The 19,473-nt window shown below is 65.8% G+C and carries 15 protein-coding genes; 4 read left to right on the forward strand and 11 right to left on the reverse strand.

The annotated features are described in order from the left end of the window. Positions 1 to 51: 51 nt before the first annotated feature. The 7 genes from OSB52_RS14755 to OSB52_RS14785 all read right to left on the reverse strand — a co-directional run bounded on the left by OSB52_RS14755 (position 52) and on the right by OSB52_RS14785 (position 8,100). Positions 52 to 1,566 carry a lipopolysaccharide biosynthesis protein gene (locus OSB52_RS14755; RefSeq protein WP_266062480.1) on the reverse strand — a complete coding sequence of 505 codons (1,515 nt, stop codon included), beginning with the start codon at positions 1,564 to 1,566 and terminating at the stop codon, positions 52 to 54. A gap of 58 nt (positions 1,567 to 1,624) precedes the next feature. After that, the gene (locus OSB52_RS14760) at positions 1,625 to 2,554 is read right to left on the reverse strand and encodes a 2OG-Fe(II) oxygenase family protein (RefSeq protein ID WP_266062481.1); all 930 of its coding nucleotides are present in this window, start codon (positions 2,552 to 2,554) and stop codon (positions 1,625 to 1,627) included. A 13-nt stretch (positions 2,555 to 2,567) separates the two neighbouring features. Beyond that, a complete protein-coding gene (locus OSB52_RS14765) occupies positions 2,568 to 3,821 on the reverse strand; it encodes a class I SAM-dependent methyltransferase (protein ID WP_266062483.1) in 1,254 nt (417 codons plus the stop codon). A gap of 1 nt (position 3,822) precedes the next feature. Next, a complete protein-coding gene (gene rfbF / locus OSB52_RS14770) occupies positions 3,823 to 4,593 on the reverse strand; it encodes a glucose-1-phosphate cytidylyltransferase (protein ID WP_266062484.1) in 771 nt (256 codons plus the stop codon). Then, positions 4,590 to 5,771: a DegT/DnrJ/EryC1/StrS family aminotransferase gene (locus OSB52_RS14775; RefSeq protein ID WP_266062486.1), complete on the reverse strand. Its 1,182-nt coding sequence runs from the start codon at positions 5,769 to 5,771 to the stop codon at positions 4,590 to 4,592. Before OSB52_RS14775 ends, rfbF begins: the two co-directional genes overlap by 4 nt. Next, complete coding sequence (locus tag OSB52_RS14780) at positions 5,768 to 6,802, reverse strand: NAD-dependent epimerase/dehydratase family protein (RefSeq protein WP_266062488.1); 1,035 nt, start codon at positions 6,800 to 6,802, stop codon at positions 5,768 to 5,770. Before OSB52_RS14780 ends, OSB52_RS14775 begins: the two co-directional genes overlap by 4 nt. A gap of 401 nt (positions 6,803 to 7,203) precedes the next feature. Beyond that, complete coding sequence (locus OSB52_RS14785) at positions 7,204 to 8,100, reverse strand: LysR family transcriptional regulator (protein ID WP_266062490.1); 897 nt, start codon at positions 8,098 to 8,100, stop codon at positions 7,204 to 7,206. 179 nt (positions 8,101 to 8,279) lie between these two features. Between OSB52_RS14785 and OSB52_RS14790 the strand changes: the two genes are divergently transcribed. Further along, complete coding sequence (locus tag OSB52_RS14790; RefSeq protein WP_372512440.1) at positions 8,280 to 9,815, forward strand: sugar transferase; 1,536 nt, start codon at positions 8,280 to 8,282, stop codon at positions 9,813 to 9,815. A 10-nt stretch (positions 9,816 to 9,825) separates the two neighbouring features. On the opposite strand, the gene OSB52_RS25025 is transcribed toward OSB52_RS14790, so the two are convergent. Together OSB52_RS25025 and OSB52_RS14800 are read right to left on the reverse strand one after the other, a co-directional pair. Then, positions 9,826 to 10,941 (reverse strand): GGDEF domain-containing protein, encoded by a 1,116-nt coding sequence (locus OSB52_RS25025; protein WP_266062494.1) that lies wholly within the window; start codon positions 10,939 to 10,941, stop codon positions 9,826 to 9,828. Positions 10,942 to 11,086: 145 nt separating this feature from the next. Beyond that, positions 11,087 to 12,298, reverse strand: a complete 1,212-nt coding sequence (locus OSB52_RS14800) for an EAL domain-containing protein (RefSeq protein WP_266062495.1) — start codon at positions 12,296 to 12,298, stop codon at positions 11,087 to 11,089. A gap of 293 nt (positions 12,299 to 12,591) precedes the next feature. Between OSB52_RS14800 and OSB52_RS14805 the strand changes: the two genes are divergently transcribed. After that, the gene (locus tag OSB52_RS14805) at positions 12,592 to 13,758 is read left to right on the forward strand and encodes a GGDEF domain-containing protein (RefSeq protein ID WP_266062497.1); all 1,167 of its coding nucleotides are present in this window, start codon (positions 12,592 to 12,594) and stop codon (positions 13,756 to 13,758) included. Here the strand turns inward: OSB52_RS14805 and OSB52_RS14810 are convergent. Beyond that, entirely contained in the window at positions 13,737 to 14,462 is a 726-nt protein-coding gene (locus OSB52_RS14810) for a hypothetical protein (protein WP_266062498.1), read from the reverse strand. The two genes, OSB52_RS14805 and OSB52_RS14810, sit on opposite strands and share 22 nt — an antisense overlap. Before the next feature lie 156 nt (positions 14,463 to 14,618). Here OSB52_RS14810 and OSB52_RS14815 point away from each other — a divergent pair, with 156 nt between their 5' ends. Next, the gene (locus tag OSB52_RS14815) at positions 14,619 to 16,760 is read left to right on the forward strand and encodes an Rv1355c family protein (protein WP_266062560.1); all 2,142 of its coding nucleotides are present in this window, start codon (positions 14,619 to 14,621) and stop codon (positions 16,758 to 16,760) included. On the opposite strand, the gene OSB52_RS14820 is transcribed toward OSB52_RS14815, so the two are convergent. Further along, complete coding sequence (locus OSB52_RS14820) at positions 16,761 to 17,822, reverse strand: LLM class F420-dependent oxidoreductase (protein ID WP_266062499.1); 1,062 nt, start codon at positions 17,820 to 17,822, stop codon at positions 16,761 to 16,763. It lies immediately after the preceding gene. Between the two features lie 386 nt (positions 17,823 to 18,208). On the opposite strand from OSB52_RS14820, the gene OSB52_RS14825 reads away from it, so the two are divergent. Beyond that, positions 18,209 to 19,444: an inorganic phosphate transporter gene (locus tag OSB52_RS14825; protein ID WP_266062501.1), complete on the forward strand. Its 1,236-nt coding sequence runs from the start codon at positions 18,209 to 18,211 to the stop codon at positions 19,442 to 19,444. The last annotated feature ends 29 nt before the right edge of the window (positions 19,445 to 19,473 follow it).

Consider the following 19,473-nt stretch of genomic DNA (forward strand, 5'->3'; position numbering starts at 1 on the left):
GAAACGCCTCGACGGTTGGGATCGGCGCGGTGGTCTGGTGGAATCGGTCGATCATGTGGGCTCTCCATCTGGCTGTTTTCGGCCGCGGACCTGTGGGAGGGTCTTGAGCGCAGCGGCGACGGCCACGTATGCCGTCGTGAACACGACGGCCGAGAGCAGGAACGGCAGGACGGCTGCTTCTCGGGTGGTGGGTTGCACCAGGATGCCGATCGGCACCGAGACGATCAGGCCCACCGCGGCGGCCGCATAACCGGGCGCGACATTGGTCAGGTAGTCGCGGATCGGCACGTCCAAGGCCAGGTGCACCAACACGACACCCACTGCGACGCCGAGGATCACCGCTGCCGCCGCGGCGACCACGACACCGTGATAGCCGAACCAGAACCCGGCGGGAATCGCCAGCACCAGCGCCAGCACGCAGGAGGCGACCGCAGACCAGATCAGCATGCGCATGCGGTCGATCGCCAGCGTCGCCGCGGTGCTGACTCCCGTCGCTACGTTGAAGGTGAACGCCACCGACAGGATGACCGCCGCCCACAGCACGTCGCTGTTGGGTTCACCCAGCCAGAGGGGGATGGCGCTGACCGATGTCGCCACCAGCAGGAACGGCGCGAAGATCGACACCCCGCAGTTGATCCGGACCAGCGGCAGATAGGCATCGCGGACGGCGCCGTCGCCACCGGCGGCGAAACGCCGGGTCATGTGGGTGGTCAGCGCAACCGAGGCGATCGATCCGAAGGCCCGAGCGCCCAGCGCCAAGCGGCTGCCCAGGTCGTAGGCGCCGGCCGCAGCCGGTCCCACGATGAACCCCAGAATCAGCTTGGGCGACTGGAACAGCACGATGTCACCCACCCCGAGCACCTGCCCCTTGAGTCCGAAGGCGATGACGTCGCGGGTGATCTGCTTGGTCGGCAGTCCGACCGGGAAGTGACGCTCGTCGATCAGGACGGCGACAACCACCACAACCAGCCCGATGATCCCGCCGAGTGCGCTGGCGACCGCGAACGTGGCGAGTTCGGGTTCCACGATCAGGCCGACGACTCCCCCGACCGCGATCAACCCCGTCTGCACCGCCAGCCCGGCGTTCCCGGCGATCATCCGGCCGCGACCGAAGGCCGCTGCGGCGATCACCCGCGCGAGCATGCCGGTCACCAGGATCACCACTGCGGCCCACAGCAGTGTGCGCGCCAGCCCGACCGAGCCGGTGTGCAGCGAACCCTCGAAGGCGAACGCCGCGACCCCGCACAGTGCCAGCAGGATGGCGCCGAGTCCGACGGTCACCGCCAACGCCACACCCAGCACGGCGCGCTCGTCGCGCCGTTCACCACGCGCATGGTGCAGCGCAACGAAACGGGTGACCGCCCGCGACACACCGAGGTCGAACAGCGCGGCGTACTGCGCCAACGCGCCGGTCACCGACCAGATGCCGTAGTTGTGCATCCCGAGCCGGAGCACGATGTAGGGGGTCACCAGCAGGTTGACGCCGTATCCCGCCACTAGTGGCAGCATCTGGGCGGTGGTGCCTGCGCGCAGCGAGTGTTGTTGTGTGGGCGGCGACCCCGTCACGTCGGGATTGTCGTCGCCGGTGACGACCGGGGATCGGACCACAAGCAGTAGCTCCCGCTCAGTTGGTTTCGAGGACTTTGGGGTCGAACACGAGGACGCCGTCGGCGCTGCCGTCGGCGCCATAGCGTGCGATCACCTCGTCGGGCAGCGGTTCGAATGTGTCCGCACGCAGGTAGTCCCGCACCGACGTGCCGGTGGAGCGCGAATCGACGTTGACGGGCCCGGCGTCGGACAACAAGTCGTCGATGTGCAGCGTGCGGAAGTCGAAACTGATACGTGCGGTGTCGGTTTCGTTGGGCACCGTGGAATGCAGCTGGGCGCCGGAGAACGACAGGATGGAACCGGGATCGCCCACCACGCGCACCGCAGAGCCTTCCGCGCCGGGCGCGGCCTTCGGGTGGGGCCGGGGGTCGTGGGTGACGTACTTGGCGGCGTCCCGGCGCGACGTACGGTTCCATTCGTAGGCATCGAATCCGGAGCTGCTGTTGTCGACCGGGCGTCCCCAGAAGTCCGGATGGAATTGCATGCCTTTGTTCGCAGCGTTGCCGGCGACGGGCACCCACCAGTTGTTCTGGCAGTCCGGTGACGCGTACCAGGTGTCGCGGTGCGCGGCATAGTTGTAGCCCAGCCCCGACGACAGGTAGCTCGCGGTGGGCACCACCCGAAGCTTCGGCACGTCGAAATAGGTCTTCGACGTGTCGGCACCGAGGTCCAGCAGGATCTCTCGCAGCAATTCCTTGCAGCGCCGGTGGTGGGTGAACGCCGGCTTCAGGGCGGCGAGGACGCCGACATACTCCTCGACCCCCATGTCTTGATGGGCGGTCAGCGGGTCCCGGCCGTCGAACGCCTGCGACACCATCTCCAAGGCGAACTCGGCCAAGGCCGTGATCGAATCGCGCGGCGGCAGGCAGAACACCGTCCCGGCATAGAGTTGTCGACGGCGGAGATGGTCGGGCAGACCCGCTTCGGTGGATACGACAAATGACATGACAGCTCCTCCACTAGTGGTCGACGGCGTCGGGGCCGAAGACCTCGAGATGCGGTACGGGTGTGACGAACTGGCCGCCCCACTCGCGGATGAACGCGAGATCCTCGACGATCTCGTCGCGTAGGTTCCAGGGCAGGATCAGCACATAGTCGGGCTTCGCCGTCGCGATGTACGCGGGATCCTTGATGGGTAGCCGGGTTCCGGGAAGGTGCCGCCCCTGCTTGTGCGGGTTGCGATCGACGGTGCAGTCGATGAGGTCGCGCCCCACGCCGCAGTAGTTGAGCAGCGTGTTCCCTTTGGCGGGCGCACCGTAGGCCATCACCCGCTCGTTGCGTTCCCGGGCCGAGATGAGAAAGCTCAGCAGTTCACGCTTGGTGCGTTCGACTGCCGGCGCGAAGTCGCGATAGCCGTCCAGCCGATCGAGGCCGTACGCCGATTCCTTACGTGCCAGCGTGTGCAGACGCTCCGACGGTGTATACCGCTCCGATTCGTCGTGACAGACGTAGATGCGCAACGAGCCGCCGTGGGTGGGCACCTCATCGACGTCGAACAGTCGCAGACCGTGGCGGGCGAAGACCTGCGTCACCGAGTGCAAGGAGAAGTACGAGAAATGCTCGTGATAGATGGTGTCGAACTCGGTGTGCGCGATCAGCGCCAGCAGATGCGGGAACTCCATCGTGATGCGACCGTCCGGCGCGAGCAGCAGTTTCATGCCGGCGACGAAGTCGTTGAGATCCGGCACATGCGCCAAGACGTTGTTGCCGATCAGATGGTCGGCCTGACGACCCTCGTCCACGAGCTTCTCGGCGAGTTTGATGCCGAAGAACTCGACGCAGGTGTCGATACCGTTGGCGCGGGCCACTTCCGCGACGTTGGCGGCCGGTTCGATGCCGAGTACCGGAACATCGTTGCGAGCGAAGTACTGCAGCAGGTAGCCGTCGTTGCTGGCGATCTCCACCACCCGCGTCGACGAGTCGATGTCGAAGCGGCGGGTCACCTCCTCGACGTAGCTTCGCGCGTGCTCCAGCCAACTCGACGAGTACGACGAGAAGTAGGCGTAGTCGGAGAAGATCTCCTCGGGGGTTTCGAACTCACCGAGCTGAACGAGCAGACATTCGGTGCAGACATACGCGTGCAGCGGGTAGAAGGTTTCCGGTCGGTCCAGGTTCTCGGGTGCGACATAGGAATTCGCCATCGGTGACAGTCCGAGGTCACAGAAGGTCTCGGTCAGTTCGGTCCAGCACGACCGGCATACGGGTGATGTCATGTCAGTCGTTCCAGATCTTCCAGGGAGCTTTGCCGCTCTCCCAGAGGTCGTTGAGCATCACCTTGTCCCACAGTGTGTCCATGCCGCGCCAGAAGCCACCGTGTTGGTACGCCGACAGCTGACCATCGGCCGACAACTTCTCCAGCGGTTGACGCTCGAAGATCGTGTCGTCGCCGTCGATGTACTCGAGCAACTTGGGTGAGGCGACAAAGAATCCACCGTTGACCCAGCCCGAGCTGCCGTGCGGCTTCTCCTGGAACTGTGCGAGTCCATCCTCGATGTCGAGCGTTCCGTACCGTGCCGGCGGCTGTACTGCGGTCACCGTCGCGACCGTGCCGTTGCGCTCGTGGGCGTCGATCACCGCGCCCACATCGAGGTCGGCGACGCCGTCGCCGTAGGTGAAGGTGAAGGTGTCGTCGCCGATGTGGTCACGTGCCCGCAGGAGCCGGCCACCGGTCATCGTTTCCATGCCGGTGTCGAGCAGGGTCACTTTCCACGGCTCGCATTTGGAACTGTGGGTACTGACCGCCCCGTCACCGAGATCGACAGTGATGTCGGACATGTGCAGGAAGTAGTTCGCGAAGTACTCCTTGATCATGTATCCGCGGTAGCCGAGCAGGATCACGAATTCGTTGATGCCGGCGGCACTGTAGATCTTCATGATGTGCCACAGGATCGGGCGCCCGCCGATCTCCACCATCGGCTTCGGGCGGGTCTGGGATTCCTCGCTGATCCGCGTGCCGCGTCCACCCGCGAGAATGACTGCTTTCACAATGGGTCCTCTCCGTTGTGGAGGATTTCGGTGAAGGCGGTACACACTGCCTCGACCTGGTCCTCGGTGAGCATGAGCGCCGACGGTAGATTGATTGCCCGCGAGGCGATGTCGTAGGCAACAGGGTTGTTCTGTGCCGCCGCAACGGCGGTCTGGTAGCCGTCGAATGCGGGCAGCGAACTCAGCGGCGGCAGAAACGGCCGGCTGTCGATCTGGTGTCGATCGAGCAGTTCCATCATCCGGTGGGTGGACAGCCCGCGGGCCCGATCGACCACGGCGGTGACCATCCAACAGGTGTTGACCGCATCGGGCTGCGAGGGATTGAGTGTGACACCGGGCAGCCCGGCCAACCGTTGCGCATACCAGTCGAAGATCTGGCGCTTCTTGTCCACGAGTTCGTCGATGCGGGCCAGCTGCGCACGACCGAAAGCCGCTTGCAGACTGCTCATCCGGAACTTGTGACCGATCTCGTCGGTGACGAAGAACTTGTGGTCGGCGGGCGTGCGTCCGTGATCGCGAATACGCGACATCCGCTCGTGGACCGCGTCGTCGTCGGTGACGACCATGCCACCCTCGCCCGTCGTCATCGTCTTGGTGCCGTGGAAGCTGAAGACCCCGATGTCACCGAGCGCTCCGGCGGGAGTGCCGCTTCGGAAGGCACCGATCGCCTGGGCGGCATCCTCGAGGATCGGGATGTCGCCGGCCACGGCGCGGATTCGCGCCATGTCGGGGGTGTTGCCGTACAGGTCGACGGTGACGATGAGCTTCGTGCGCGGTCCGACGACACGGCGCAACGAGTCGGCGTCGACACACCAACCGTGCGGGTCGATGTCGGCGAACACCGGGGTCGCCCCGAGATAGACGATGGGTGCCGCCGAGGCCACCCACGTCGCCTCGGGCACCACCACCTCGTCGCCGGGTCCCACGCCGAGTGCCAGCATCGCCAGGTACAACGCCGACGTGCCGTGTGGCACCGCGATCGCGTGGCGTAGGCCCAGATGATCGGCGAACTCACGCTCGAACATCGGGACCGACCGCCCTGCGTCGGCATACCAGTCGTTGGCAGCGGCTTCGCTGACGTAGCGCACCTCGAGGTCGGTGACCCACGGTCCGGCGACCGGGATGCGCGGGCCGGTCGGATACACGACCGGTGTGGACAGATCGGCGAGATCGGTCATGCTGCGCTCCAACGCAAGTCGGGCCCCACCGCGTCGGCGGCGCATAGGCGCTGGATTTCGCGCAACCGGATGTAGGACGGTCCCGCGAACATGTCGGCGGTCATCCCGCCCTGGCGGTAGGCCGCCCACAGCTGCTCGACGCCCCGACGCACGGTCCACTGCGGCTGATATCCGGGCACCATGCGGTGGATCTTGCTGAAGTCGACCCGGTAGTCGCGGATGTCGGGGGACGCGTGCATGCCGAATCCGAGCGCGCAGTCGGGTACGACGTCTGCCACGATGTCGGCGATCTGGCGCACCTGATAGTTCTCCCCGGCGCGGCCGACGTTGAAGGCCTGATCGTGGATCGTCTCGGCCGGCGCGTCGAGCACCGCGGCGAATGCGTCGGCGATGTCGAGGACGTGCACCAGCGGTCGCCATGGTGTGCCGTCGCTTTCCATCAGGATCTTGCCCGAGGTGGCCGCGTGTGCGACGAGGTTGTTCACGACGATGTCGGCACGGAGCCGACGCGAGAGGCCATAGGCCGTGGCGTTGCGCAGGTACACCGGCGAGAACGAGTCGCAGGCCAGCGTGTGCAGCGCCTGCTCCACCCGCACCTTGGATTCGCCGTACGGTGTCACCGGATTGAACTCGGCGTTCTCGTCGAGTTCCGCGTCGCCGCCCTTGCCGTACAGGCTGCACGAGGACGAGAACAGGAACCGTTGCACCCCGGAAGCTTTCGCGGCCTCGGCCAGACTCACCGACGCGTCGAGGTTGATGTCGTAGGTCAGTTGCGGATCGAGATCCGACAGTGGGTCATTGGACAGTGCGGCGAGGTGGATCACCGCGTCGATGTCGAGTCCGGTCAGATCGGCGGCTGTCACATCGCGCATGTCGATGTTCAGCGTCGGGACGTCGACCGGTGTGCCGTGAAAGTCACAGTTGCCGAAAAGGTCGGTGTCCAAGCCGATCACGTCATGACCGCGCGATTGCAGAACCGGCACCATCTCCGATCCCAGGTACCCCAGGTGTCCGGTGACGAGGACTTTCATCGTGACACCCCGCAAACGTTGCACAGTCCAGTCGAACCCGGAACCGGCGAGTTGCCACACGATGGCAGTAGGTATTCTTGGCACGTCAAAGTTACTGTCCCCCAGAGACACTGGACGGTGGATGCGCGAGTGATCGAGCACGATTCGGCGATGAACCGGGCTCGACGAAGTGGTCACGTCCAAATGTATGGACCGCCACCGCCTGCCACAATCAGATTCCCGGTGACAATTGACAGCTTGCCGTTGTCTGCGCTGCTAGGGGGCGGTCAGCGTCACGACCCGCCCCCTGAGGAGCGAACCTGCGAGCGCGCCGCCCTGAGTAGCGAGCTTGCGAGCGTATCGAAGGGGCCCTTCAAGACCGGCCTCCGCAGGCTCCTGCCTTCCTCAGGGACCAAGCGGAGTCAGGGTTGCAGCGAGGCGAGAATCTTGGTGCGGATCGCGGAGGTGGTGTGCGGCAGCCACATGGCCTGCACCGGCACCGTCGGCGCTTCGGCGAGCTCGATGACCCGAATCCGGTTGTCGTAGAGCCATCCCGGCTCGTTGGTGACGAAGGCCGCGGCCTGCGGATGTGCGATGACCGCGGTGTGCGGTGGGGTACCGCGCAGGCGGGACACCGTGATCTGGGGTTCGAAGCCGGCGGCCTGACAGATGGAGATCAACAATCGGAGGTATTCGCTGTCTTCTTCCGGTTCGGCGACGGCGACCACGATCTCGTGGTCGGCGAGGTCAGCCAGATTGGCCTGATCGTGCTGGGCCAGCGGGTGCTCGCTGCCGACGGCCAGCCGCAGCCGGTGCCGGCCGGCGACGGTCCCGGCGAGATCGGGCGGCGGCTGAATCCCACGCCGCAGCGCCAGGTCGATGTGACCGTCGAGCAGGGCGCTGCGGATCTGATCGGCGAAGATGGGTCGCACCGTGATCGGCACCGAAGGATCGGCCACCACCACCGGTTCGATGATCGTGAAGACCTCCGACGGTGCGAGATTCGGCGTGTGGCCGATCACATACGGCGGCACGCTGTCTGCGCCTGCCGCCTGCACCTTTGCGGTCAATTGATGACCGCCGGCGAGAAGTGCTGCGGCACCGCGATACAGCGTCTCACCTGCCGGGGTCAGCATCAGGCTGCGGCGCGTCCGCGAGAACAGCTCGACGCCGAGAGTTCGTTCGAGCTCTTTGATCGCCGACGACGCCGCCTGCTGCGTCATGAACATCTTCTCGGCCGCGACCCGCAGGCTGGGCGCCTCGGCCACCGTCACGAACATGCGCAGACGCCGCAGGTCCAGATCGTCTCGACTCTTCATCAACGTGTCCTTGTCAGTTGTCCACGACCCTGTGATTGTAGGTTGTCGATTCCATATTTACATTGGTGATGCGTTTGCCGGGAGTGCACCGCCCATTGCGCACAGTCCGGCCTTCGCGTCCATGCATGCTGTCCCGTCGCGGAACGAAACACAGAGTCAGACGACCAATTTGGGGGATGATGACCGCGTACCGCACCACCGGTCACGAGCCACTGGCTGCCACGCGCCGCCGCCGGCTCGGCCGCGATCGCGCCGTGCCGCTGCCGACGCTGTTGCGGGCCAGACGAGCGTGGGCGCCGCGGTACGTGGCCGCGATCGCGTTGACCGACGTTCTCGTGATAGCGGCGGCCGTCGTTGTGGCGCAACTACTTCGGTTCGGCTCAGATCTGGAGTCGGATGGTTTCGGCGGCGTCCACGGCGCAACACTGGTGGTCATGGCGGTGTTGATCGCCGCATGGGTGTTCTCGCTGCGGGTGTATCAAACCCTCGATCGACGCATCCTCGGCGATGGTCCGGAGGAGTACAGCCGGGTTGCCACCGCATGCCTGAGCGTGTTCGGCGTGCTCGCGATCCTGGTGCTGGTGCTGCATCTCGACGTCTCGCGCGGATACTTCGCGCTGGCGTTGCCGCTGGGCACCGTCGGACTGTTGGCGTCGAGATGGGCGTGGCGTAGACAGCTGAGCCGTCAGCGATCTCGGGGCATCGGACTGGAACGACTCCTCGTGGTGGGCGAGCCGCAGTCGGTGGCCATCGTGACCGATCGGCTGAGTCAGGCTCCGGAGCAACCGTTCACGGTCGTCGGCGCATGCGTTCCCATCGACCCCACCGCACGAGCGGCGGGCCGCAGGTCGGTGGGCACTGCCGGCGTCCCCGTCTATGGCGGCCTCGACGACGTGGCGAGCGCCGCCGAGGGCTGCGACGCGACCACAGTTGCGGTCACCTCCCCCGATGCTTTCGGCCATCTCGCCATGCAGGATCTGTCGTGGAATCTGCATCAGATGGACATCGACCTCCTGGTGGCACCCGGTGTGGCCGACATCGCGGGCCCGCGCATGATGGTGCACCCCGTCGCCGGATTACCCCTGCTGCACATCGACCGCCCGAGTTATGCCGGCGCCAATCGATTCCGTAAGGCGGCCCTCGACCGGGTGGGCGCGGCTCTCATCGTGCTCGCCCTCTCCCCGCTGCTGTTGGTCATCGCGGTGGCGATCGTCGCCGACACGCGAGGTCCGGTCTTCCATCGGTCGGTCCGCGTCGGCGTCAACAACCGGCCGTTCCGGATGTGGAAGTTCCGGTCGATGGTGCCCGACGCCGAAACGTTGGTGGCCGATCTCGCCGACCGCGACGAGGGCAACGGACCGCTGTTCAAGATCCGCGACGACCCGCGCGTGACACCGGTCGGCCGCATCATCCGCCGCTACAGCCTCGACGAGCTGCCGCAGTTGTTCAATGTGCTGGGTGGATCGATGAGTCTGGTGGGCCCGCGTCCGCCGCTGCCCGCCGAAGTGGCCACCTACGACGGCCGGGTGGCGCGCCGCATGCTGGTGAAGCCCGGGATGACCGGCCTCTGGCAGGTCTCCGGCCGATCGAACCTGTCGTGGGAGGAGTCGGTGCGTCTCGACGTCTCCTACGTCGAGAACTGGTCGATCATGCAGGATCTGGTGATCCTGTGGCGCACCTTCCGGGCGGTTGTCTCCAAGGACGGGGCGTACTGACTCGGCCCGATCATTCCGGGCAGCGGTCGAGGGGCTCGTCGACGTCGGCTACCGGCCAGGACGCGGATCGCCCGGGCGCGACATTCGCGATGGGCCCGGAGATCAGATCGGTATTCGTCACCGACACGCTGTTGCGTCCGTCCCGTTTGACGATGTAGAGCTGTCGGTCGGCGATGGCGAAGAGTTCGTCCACCATGTCCCGAGTGACCGCCGGTGGCCGACCGACCATGATCGACACCGACGCACTGACCGCTCCGATGCTCACCGTGACACTGGTGCTCGCCGCGACATGGACCCTCAAGTCGTCGCACAACCGGTGCAACTCGGACGCGTTGGCGACGCTGCGCACGATCACGAACTCTTCTCCACCGGTTCGGGCGACCAAGGTGCCCGGTGGCACCACCTCGGACAGCGCCTGCGACACGGCAACCAGCGTGGCATCGCCCACCGAATGCCCGTACCTGTCGTTGACCGACTTGAAGTAGTCGATGTCGGCCTCGATGAAGCCGATCGGCAATCGTGATTCGACGGTGTCGCGCAGTATCTGCTCCCACCGCGTGGCCAGTCCGCGCCGGTTGAGCACGCCGGTCAGCGGGTCTGTTTCACTGATCGCCGCCTGCGCCTCGAGCGCTCGCGACAGCGACCTGCGCAGGGTGGTGACGAGATAGGTGGGCACCAGGATCGCCAAGATCACCGCGCCGCCGGCGACGAACATCGCCGTCGACGAATGCGCCCGGGTGGCGACCACCGTGCACGCGAGGCCCGCCGCGATCAGCACGAAGGTGACAACTGTGCGCGGCGGCGACTCGATCGCCGAGAGCGCGGGGATGGCGGCCAGCAAGATCAGCACCGCGTGAGCCGCCCCGTCATCGCTGATCGCGCCGGCCGATGCCGCGATTCCGACCATGCCACCGAAACTCAGAATCGCGAACTGCGCGTCGTTCAACGGTCGCACCGCCACGGTCACCACGATCGAGATGACGGTGTAGACGGCGATCGCGACCACCCACCACCGGTGGCCGGGGCGAATGAAATCCGGTGAGAGATAGGCGACGACCAACAACGGGATCGCACCGACCTCGCTGGCGAGGACAGCCAGTGTCCGCTGATCGAAACGGCGGCTCACAGCGCCCCCTTTCGTCCGGCAGGACAGACTTGTCGCGGTGGTCGCGCGACAACTCGATTATTTCTGCGCTCAGGCGTCGTGGCCACAGTAACCCGTTCGCGGCCACGGGCGTCGCCACCCCCTATCGGGCCGGACGCCCGCCGAATCACCGTGTGAAGACCGACGACGCGGGCTCTGGTCTGCCGAACAGATATCCCTGCGCGAGGTCGAAACCCAACTCGACGACCGCCGACAGCATCTCCTCGGTCTCGACACCCTCCGCGAGGGTCGTCATCCCACTCGCACGCGCCATGTCGCAGATGGCCTGCACGACGGCACGATCCGACGCGTCACCGGCCACCCCGCTGATGAGGCTACGATCCACCTTGACCACGTCGACCGGGAGATCGCGTACGTAACGCAGTGCCGAGTAACCGGCGCCGAGATCGTCGATGCAGATCGTGCAGCCGAGTTCGTCGAGCCCTTCGATCGCGGTTGCAGCGGCGCTGCCCAACTTGATCACCTCGTCCTCGCGGACCTCGATCCACACCCGCTGCGGCGCCACACTGTTGGCCTCGATCAGCTCATCGATGTGGGTGACGATGTCGTCGGCCCACAGCTGTTGGGCGGACAGGTTGACCGAGACGAACGCGTCGTCGCCGAAGGCCGTGGTGATCTCACCGGCCAAGGTGCGGATCGCCGTGCCGATCGCGTGCTGCCCGATCGGCACGATCAGCGAGGTCGCCTGTGCGGCCGGCAGGAAAGTCTGCGGGGTCAGCACCTCGGAGTCGACGTACCATCGCAGCAGGGACTCGAACCCGACAGGCTTGCGGTCGTCGGGACGAACGATCGCCTGGTAGTGCAGACGGAAGTCCTCCGGTTTCGCCTCCGCCAGCCGATTGCCGATCTCCACATGCTCCCGCACCAGCGGTAAGGTCTCCGCGTCGGCGAAGACCACATGGTGCTGCCGTATGAGGGCCATACACAACGCGGCATCCGCACACTGGACCAGGTCGACGCGATCGGTGACCTCCGGCAACTGGTCCCGTGCGGCCACACCCATACACACGTCGAGGAACGTGGTCTGTCCGTCCACGTCCACCGGATGGGCCCCCGACCGGACTCGTGACGCGGTGACAAATGCGTCCGGGGTTCCGTCCACCGCCGATACACTGATGAGCCACTCCAGATCGGAGCGCCGCTCGAATCTGCTGTTCGGGCTCAGCGGCTTGAGCACGCGTTCGACGAACCGTTCGGCCATCGTCGCCGAGGTCGGATGACCATACGCAGTGGCGGCACGATGAAAGGGATCCGCGCAGAACGAGATGATCGCTGCTTCCGAGGCACAGTCTTGACCTCCGCGGCTGGGTTCCCCCATGTGCATCTCTCGAGTCTATGTGCTCAACGTCCGTTTCACGCGGATCTGTCGACGGCGTCGAGTCGACGTGTATTCAGTTGTTGCCGGAAACCAAATCTCTTCGGCGAGTCACCAGCGAAGTTCAATACATCAAGGTATTGTCGTTCTCTCGGTCGCCAGATGCGGCGTCTTACGTTAGTCTCGAATCGCTGAGCTGTTCGTTTCCGGGCCATCCGTGGTCGATCATTGAATTCGTTTCGTTCACAAAGCTTTACAGACTAAAAGCACGGTCGGGGTCGCCGGGGAGCAGAAGTGTGACCTTTTTCAAGCAACTACTCGATCGTTATGACGCCCGTTCGCTGGCCACCCTGATCAGTACCGGCGGCGTGCTACCGCTGCCGATCGTCGCGGTGCTCGCACCCGACGCCCTGAGACCCGGCGGCATGGTGTTGCTGTTCGTCATCTGGGCCTTCATCGCGGCGGTCTTCGTGGTGACCGCGATGCGTAGCCATCTCACCGATGCCGAGTTCGCCGTCCTCGGCGGGATGGGCATCATCGGCATCTGCGGCACCGCCCTGATCCTGTCCTACAAGACGTCGGCGACCGCGGTCCTCGCGCTGGTCGCGGTGATCCCCACCATCGCGGCGATCTCCCCGTCGATTCCGCTGGTACTCGGGCTGTCGTCGTTGGCCTGTGTGGGGGCGATCACGGTGCTGGCGCTGATCGCCACGACGACCGCCGCGTTCATCATCGGCACCGGCGCCGTAATCGGCACCATCACCGTCCCGGTGTTCCTGGTGATCGCCCTGCGCCGCTCACTCGAGGCCACGCTGGAACGTCAGACGCAGCTGAGCGGGATCGACCCGTTGACCGGTCTGCTCAATCGCCGTGGATTCCTCAGCCGGGTGTCACACCTGCTGTCGGCCGCGCACGTCTCCACCGGATGGATTGGCATCCTGCTGATGGACCTCGATCACTTCAAACGGGTCAACGATCGACTCGGCCACATCGCCGGCGATGGCGTCCTGCTCACCACCGCCGCCGCGATCCGGGAGGTCGCACCCCCCGGATCGGTGGTCTGCCGCTTCGGCGGCGAGGAATTCCTGGTGTTCTGCGTGGTTCGTGACGAGGCCGAGCTGCGCGCGGCGGCCGACCGTTTCCGGATCGCGGTCTCCGACGCCACTCCGGTGACGGCGAGTGTCGGCGGCGTCTGCGCACCACTGATCGCTTCGGTCCGAACCCACGCGGCATCCACCGACGACGTCGTGGCCACGATGCTCGACCGCGCCGACCATTGCGTCTACCAGGCCAAGACTCAGGGTCGCGACCGTGCCGTCGTCGAACCGATGGACCCGGTGCTCTGGCGACGGCCGGCCACCGACCCCGATGCGGCCAGGCCGGCCGACGCCCTGCAGCACACCGTCCTGGAACTCTTCACGCGTGAGTTGGGACCGAACAATCAAGCCGCCGAACGCAATTGAGACAAATCCGACGTCCATAGGGCATCGGCCTCGGCGCGCATACGCGTCCACGTCTCGGGCGTGGTGAATTCCGTCAGTCGCGCCCGGTCCCACCACATCAGCTGCGTCCGGTAGCGATCGTCGGGGAACGGGGTCGGCGGGATGGACTCGTCGACGCGGCCACCACCGGATTCCCAACGCTTCAGCACGTGATCGGCCGCGGTGGCCATCATGTGCCCGACTCCGGCGAGTTCCATGATCGGCAGGCCCAGCCGCGACAGCTGTCCGGCGACGTCGCGGGCGAGCGGCGAGCGTTCGTCGACCCACGCGGTCTTGACCTCCACCACCCCCTTGTCGAGCCGGGCGTCGATCGCGTCCACCAGCGGCCGCCGTCCGGGCTGCCCCGCCCACTCCTCCAGCGCATGCGACTGAGCTGCGGTTTCGAAGCGATGCTGCACGCGAAGCCCACCGATCACCTTGCGCTCCTCGCCGAGGATGGCGAAGAAACGCGCCGTGCTCGCGCCGTCGGCCACCAGGTCGTAGTCGAGAGCGGCAGCGCATCCGTGTCGGGTGTAGGCCTGCGCCGCGCCGCGCAGATAGCGTTCCCACAGTCGACGTTCGGCACGCGGCGTGGCGGTCACGAGGGTGTAGTCGGGGGTACGGAAGAAACCGGTTCGAGCAGAAGCCGATACGGAGAATTCGTTGGCGTCGAGAATCGCAGTCATGGTCAGGTCAACCTTTCGTCAGTTCACATTGAGTCGAATGACTGCGCGAAACTGATTCGCAGGCTTGCCATACTGCACAGTATGCGCGGTCATAGGACATGAATTTACCGGATTGGTAGCGTGGCAAACTATTGTTGCGTGAGCGAAGATACGACCATGCAGAACCCCGACGGCGCCGTCGCGACCATCTACACCGATGACACGGTGCCCGCAGACCTCCTCTCCGACCCGACCATTTCCGTGCTGGACATCACCGAATCGTCGGCGGCCGCCTTCGCCGGGCTTCTACAACGCTCGTTGAGAAATCTATCCGATGAACCGCCACGGTATGCCCACTTTCCGTGGCGCAAGACCCTGGTCCGGATACCCGGCCCGGACACCTACCGACGACTCCGGCTCGACCGCAACCGCCACAAGATGACGAGCAGCGACCTCGATCGCGCCGCGAGCCTGCGGATCGGCATCGTCGGTTTGAGCGTGGGCCATTCCATCGCATTGACCCTCGCCCTAGAGGGCCTCGTCGGTGAATTACGCCTGGCAGATTTCGACGCCCTGGAATTGACCAACCTGAATAGAGTACCGAGTTCGGTGATCGACGTGGATACCAATAAGGCTGTGATCGCGGCACGCCGAATCGCCGAAATTGATCCTTATGTTCAGACAATTTGTTTCACCGATGGAATATCGACGGAAAATATTGATGAATTCATCGGTGGCCTCGACCTCGTCATCGAGGAGTGCGACTCGTTCGACGTGAAGGTCCTGGTGCGCGACCGGTGCCGCGAACTCGGCATTCCGGTGCTGATGGAAACGAGCGACGGCGGCACCCTCGACGTGGAACGCTTCGATCTCGACCCGCAGCGTCCCCTGTTCCACGGTCTCGCCGGCGATCTGCGGGCGGCCGACCTGGTGGGTCTGGATCGAGCGGCGACGACCCCGCTCGCGGTCAAGGTTCTGGAGCCGGCCAAGGTGACCGCGGCGATGGCCGCCTCGGCGCTGGAACTCGGCCAGACCGTCACGGCGTGGCCGCAGCTGGGCGGCGACGTCCTGCTCGGCGGCGCCACCGTGGCTGCCGCAGTTCGACGCTTCGTGCAGGGCAGGCCACTGCCGTCTGGCCGGGTGCGGTTCGACCGCGACGCGTGGCTCGACGGGCTCACCGATCCGATCGCGGCCACGCAACCGCCGTCGACTGATCCGACGCCGACTGATCCGACGCCGACAATCGCTGCCGACCCGCCGGACGTCGACTCGATGTCCGGGCCTGAACTCCTTCGCTACGCGGCATCGCGGGCGCCGTCGGCGGGCAACCAGCAGCCGTGGCAGATCGACGCCGACGATCAATCGGTGACCATCGCGCTCGACCCGACCCGCACCTCGATCCTCGATGTCGACCACCGCGCGTCGGCACTGGCCGTGGGGGCTGCGGCCTACAACGCCCGGGTGGCCGCCGCGAGCCGCGGACTGTCGACGCGGACACAGGTCGTCGGCGCAGGTGACCGGCTGGGTGTGCGGGTCGCACTGGACGGCGACGATTCGCCGTCCGCCGACGACGCACCCGCCGTCACCGATCTGTCCGCGGTGCTCGACCGACACACGCGTCGCGGACCTGGGGACGGTTCGCCGATGTCGGGCGACGACGCCGAGCGAGTGGCGGCCGCGGCTGACACCGACCGCACGCGGGCCATCGTGCTCACCGATCGGGCGGACATCGAACGCTACGCAGCGATCGCGGCGCGCTCGGATCGCATCCGTTTCCTGACGCCCGAGCTGCATCGCGAGATGTTCGCCGAACTGACCGACCGTCCCGGCGACCCGACTGGCATCGACGTCGAATCACTGGCGCTGCCGCCGGCGATGCAGGGCATGTTCGACGTGATCGCGCGCCCCGACGTGATGGCTCTGCTCGACGAATGGGATGCCGGCGAGGCGTTGGGTGCCGACGCCGCTGCCCGGGTGATGTCGTCGTCGGCGCTGGTCATCGTGGTGCAGGACAGTGACGACCTCGCTGCCTATGTGAACGCCGGTCAGATCACCCAGCAGGTGTGGGTGACCGCCGAGTCGTTGGGGTTCGCGGTGCATCCGGTGACCCCGACGTTCTTGTATGCCACCGATGACGCGACCGCGCGCGGATTGTCGGCACGGCACGGCGACGAACTCGTCGAGTTGCGCCGTTCGATGCTGACGGCGTGGCCGCTGCACGAGGGCGAGGTGCCGACGATGGTCCTGCGCCTGTCCCGCACCGACGAGACGCCGGTGCCCAGCCGGCGCGAACCGGCCGGGCGACCGGCGTCCTGCTGATCAGCCGAAGATCCCCCGCAACACTTCCATGTCGGCGACGCGCTCCTTGTGGGTGCTCGCCACGGGTGACGCCAGCAGGCAGGTGACCCCCGCGGCGCGGAAGGCGTCGGCGCGTTCGGCGACCTCGGCGCGCGACCCGATCAGCGACATCGAGTTGACCAGATCGTCCGGGACCGCCTCGGCGGCTTCCTGCTTCTTGCCGTCGAGGTAGAGGTCCTGGATGAGTTTGGCCTCCTCGACGTAGCCATAGCGCTGGGCGAGGGTGTTGTAGAAGTTCTTGCCACGGGCGCCCATGCCGCCGATGTAGAGCGCGGCGTGGTGGCGCACCAGCGTCTTGGCGTTGGTGATCTCCTGCGGGTCGTCGGAGATGCGGGCGGTGGCCTGCACGACGATGCCGAGTTCGCCGAGCGACGGGTCGCGCTTGGCTTTGCCGGCGCGCAACGACTCACCGAAGGCGGCGTCGATCTGCTCGGGGTGGAACAGGATCGGCTGGAACTCCTCGAACAGCTCGGCGGCGAGCTCGGTGTTCTTGGGCCCGATCGCGGCCAGCAGCATCGGGATGCGCTCGCGGATCGGGTGGTTGATGATCTTCAGCGGCTTGCCCAGGCCCGATCCGCCGTGCTCTTCATCGAGCGGCAGTGTGTAGCGCTTGCCCTGGTATTCGGTCTTGTCGCGGCGCCACACCATCCGGCAGATCTCGGCGTGCTCGCGGGCGCGGCCGACCGGGTAGTCGTACTTGACGCCGTGGAAGCCCTCGATGACCTGTGGGCCCGACGCCCCGATGCCGAGCACGAACCGGCCGCCGCTGATGTAGTCCATGCCGGCGGCGGTCATCGCGAGGTTGGTGGGGGTGCGCGAATACATCGGCAGGATGCCGGTCTGCAGTTCCATCTTCTCGGTCTTGGCGGCGATGTAGCCGAGCTGGCTGACCGCGTCGAAGCTGTACGCCTCGGGGACGGTGATGCGCTCGACGCCGACCGCTTCGTAGTCGACGAGATTGTTGATGGTCTCGCGGAAGTCGCCCGCGTAGTTGATGGGCATACCAAGCTTCATCGCAGTCATGGTCGGATTCTTCCACAGGAGTCATCTGCATCACAGAGCCGGGCGAACGATCGTTAGAGTCTCCCGCGCCAGTTGCGGCCCTCGATGATCGAGCCACCACCACGCGAGCCCCCGTCGGTGATCGAGTAGCCGCGAGCGAGCGCAGCGAGCCCGCGGCGTATCGAGATCACGTTCCCCAAACACCGACCCCCACCACCTGCCCCCTTGAGGAACGACCAAGGAACGAGGGAGTGTCACGAACGACCACGCCCGATAGACGAACGAAATCGCTTCGATGAACATCAGATGAACATCTGACGCCACCATGGAAACTCCCACGTCGATTCCGACATTTCAGACACCCGGGCATTAGGCTGACGCGTCGCGCGAACCACAGAATTATCACCATGACCGGCGAAATGCTGATTTTGGTGCTGTTGGTGATCACCGCGCTCGGGTTCGACTTCACCAACGGATTCCACGACACCGGAAACGCCATGGCGACCTCCATCGCCACGGGCGCGCTCAAGCCGAAAGTGGCCGTGGGCCTCTCGGCGATCCTCAACCTCGTCGGCGCCTTCCTCTCGGTGGAGGTGGCCGCCACCATCACCAAGGATGTGCTCAACATCCAGCAGACCTCCGGCGACGGGTCGGGCGAGCTCATCGGCGGCATCACGCCGACGACGGGCCTGCTGATCATCTTCGCCGGCCTCATCGGTGGCATCCTGTGGAATCTGTTCACCTGGCTGTTCGGGCTGCCGTCGAGTTCTTCGCATGCCCTGTTCGGCGGCCTCATCGGTTCGGGTATCGCCGCGATCGGCATTTCCGGCATCAACTGGCACGGGGTGTTCGCCAAGATCATCGTCCCCGGTCTGCTCGCCCCGGTGATCGCCTGCCTGGTCGCCACCTGCGGCACGTGGATGGTCTTCGCCATCACCAAGCGGATCGCCGAGAGCCGCAAGGAAGAAGGTTTCCGCTACGGCCAGATCGCCAGCGCCTCACTGGTGTCGCTCGCACACGGCACCGGCGACGCGCAGAAGACGATGGGTGTCATCGCGATGGCCCTGATCGTCACCGGTCACCTCGAATCCTCCAGCGTGGAGCACGGTCTGCCGTTCTGGATCGTGTTCAGCTGTGCCGGCATGATCGCGCTGGGCACCTACCTCGGCGGCTGGCGCATCATCCGCACCCTGGGCAAGGGCCTGGTGGAGATCAGCTCGCCGCAGGGCATGGCCGCCGAGGCGTCGTCGGCGGCGATCATCCTCACCTCCAGCGCCGCCGGCATGGCCCTGTCCACCACACAGGTCGCCACCGGATCGATCCTCGGTTCGGGTGTCGGCAAGAAAGGCGCGCAGGTCCGCTGGGCGGTCGCCGGACGGATGGCCGTCGCCTGGGTCACCACCCTGCCGGCCGCCGGCGCCGTCGGCGCGATCTGCTACCTGATCGCCAACCTGCTCGGCAACGTCACCGGCGCCATCGTCATCTTCGCGCTCCTGATCGCCGCATCGGCCTACATGTACTGGCGCGCACAGCAGAACAAGGTCGACTCGAGCAACGTCAACGCCGACTGGGACGAATCGACCAACTCGATCATCCCGGCGGACACGGCTGCGGCCGACGCCGCAAAGACCCCGATCGCCTGACGGCCTCGACGCCACCTCTGAAAGGACTT

Source organism: Gordonia aquimaris (assembly GCF_026262595.1).
Taxonomy (GTDB): Bacteria; Actinomycetota; Actinomycetes; order Mycobacteriales; family Mycobacteriaceae; genus Gordonia; species Gordonia tangerina.

Excerpts from the sequence above, each read along its gene's own strand:
- OSB52_RS14810 (WP_266062498.1), bottom strand. The coding sequence starts at position 14,462 with ATGACTGCGATTCTCGACGCCAACGAATTCTCCGTATCGGCTTCTGCT.
- OSB52_RS14825 (WP_266062501.1), top strand. The coding sequence starts at position 18,209 with ATGACCGGCGAAATGCTGATTTTGGTGCTGTTGGTGATCACCGCGCTC.
- OSB52_RS14790 (WP_372512440.1), top strand. The coding sequence starts at position 8,280 with ATGACCGCGTACCGCACCACCGGTCACGAGCCACTGGCTGCCACGCGC.
- OSB52_RS14800 (WP_266062495.1), bottom strand. The coding sequence starts at position 12,298 with ATGGGGGAACCCAGCCGCGGAGGTCAAGACTGTGCCTCGGAAGCAGCG.
- OSB52_RS14780 (WP_266062488.1), bottom strand. The coding sequence starts at position 6,802 with ATGAAAGTCCTCGTCACCGGACACCTGGGGTACCTGGGATCGGAGATG.
- OSB52_RS14765 (WP_266062483.1), bottom strand. The coding sequence starts at position 3,821 with ATGACATCACCCGTATGCCGGTCGTGCTGGACCGAACTGACCGAGACC.
- OSB52_RS14785 (WP_266062490.1), bottom strand. The coding sequence starts at position 8,100 with ATGAAGAGTCGAGACGATCTGGACCTGCGGCGTCTGCGCATGTTCGTG.
- OSB52_RS14775 (WP_266062486.1), bottom strand. The coding sequence starts at position 5,771 with ATGACCGATCTCGCCGATCTGTCCACACCGGTCGTGTATCCGACCGGC.
- OSB52_RS14815 (WP_266062560.1), top strand. The coding sequence starts at position 14,619 with ATGCAGAACCCCGACGGCGCCGTCGCGACCATCTACACCGATGACACG.
- OSB52_RS14820 (WP_266062499.1), bottom strand. The coding sequence starts at position 17,822 with ATGACTGCGATGAAGCTTGGTATGCCCATCAACTACGCGGGCGACTTC.
- OSB52_RS14760 (WP_266062481.1), bottom strand. The coding sequence starts at position 2,554 with ATGTCATTTGTCGTATCCACCGAAGCGGGTCTGCCCGACCATCTCCGC.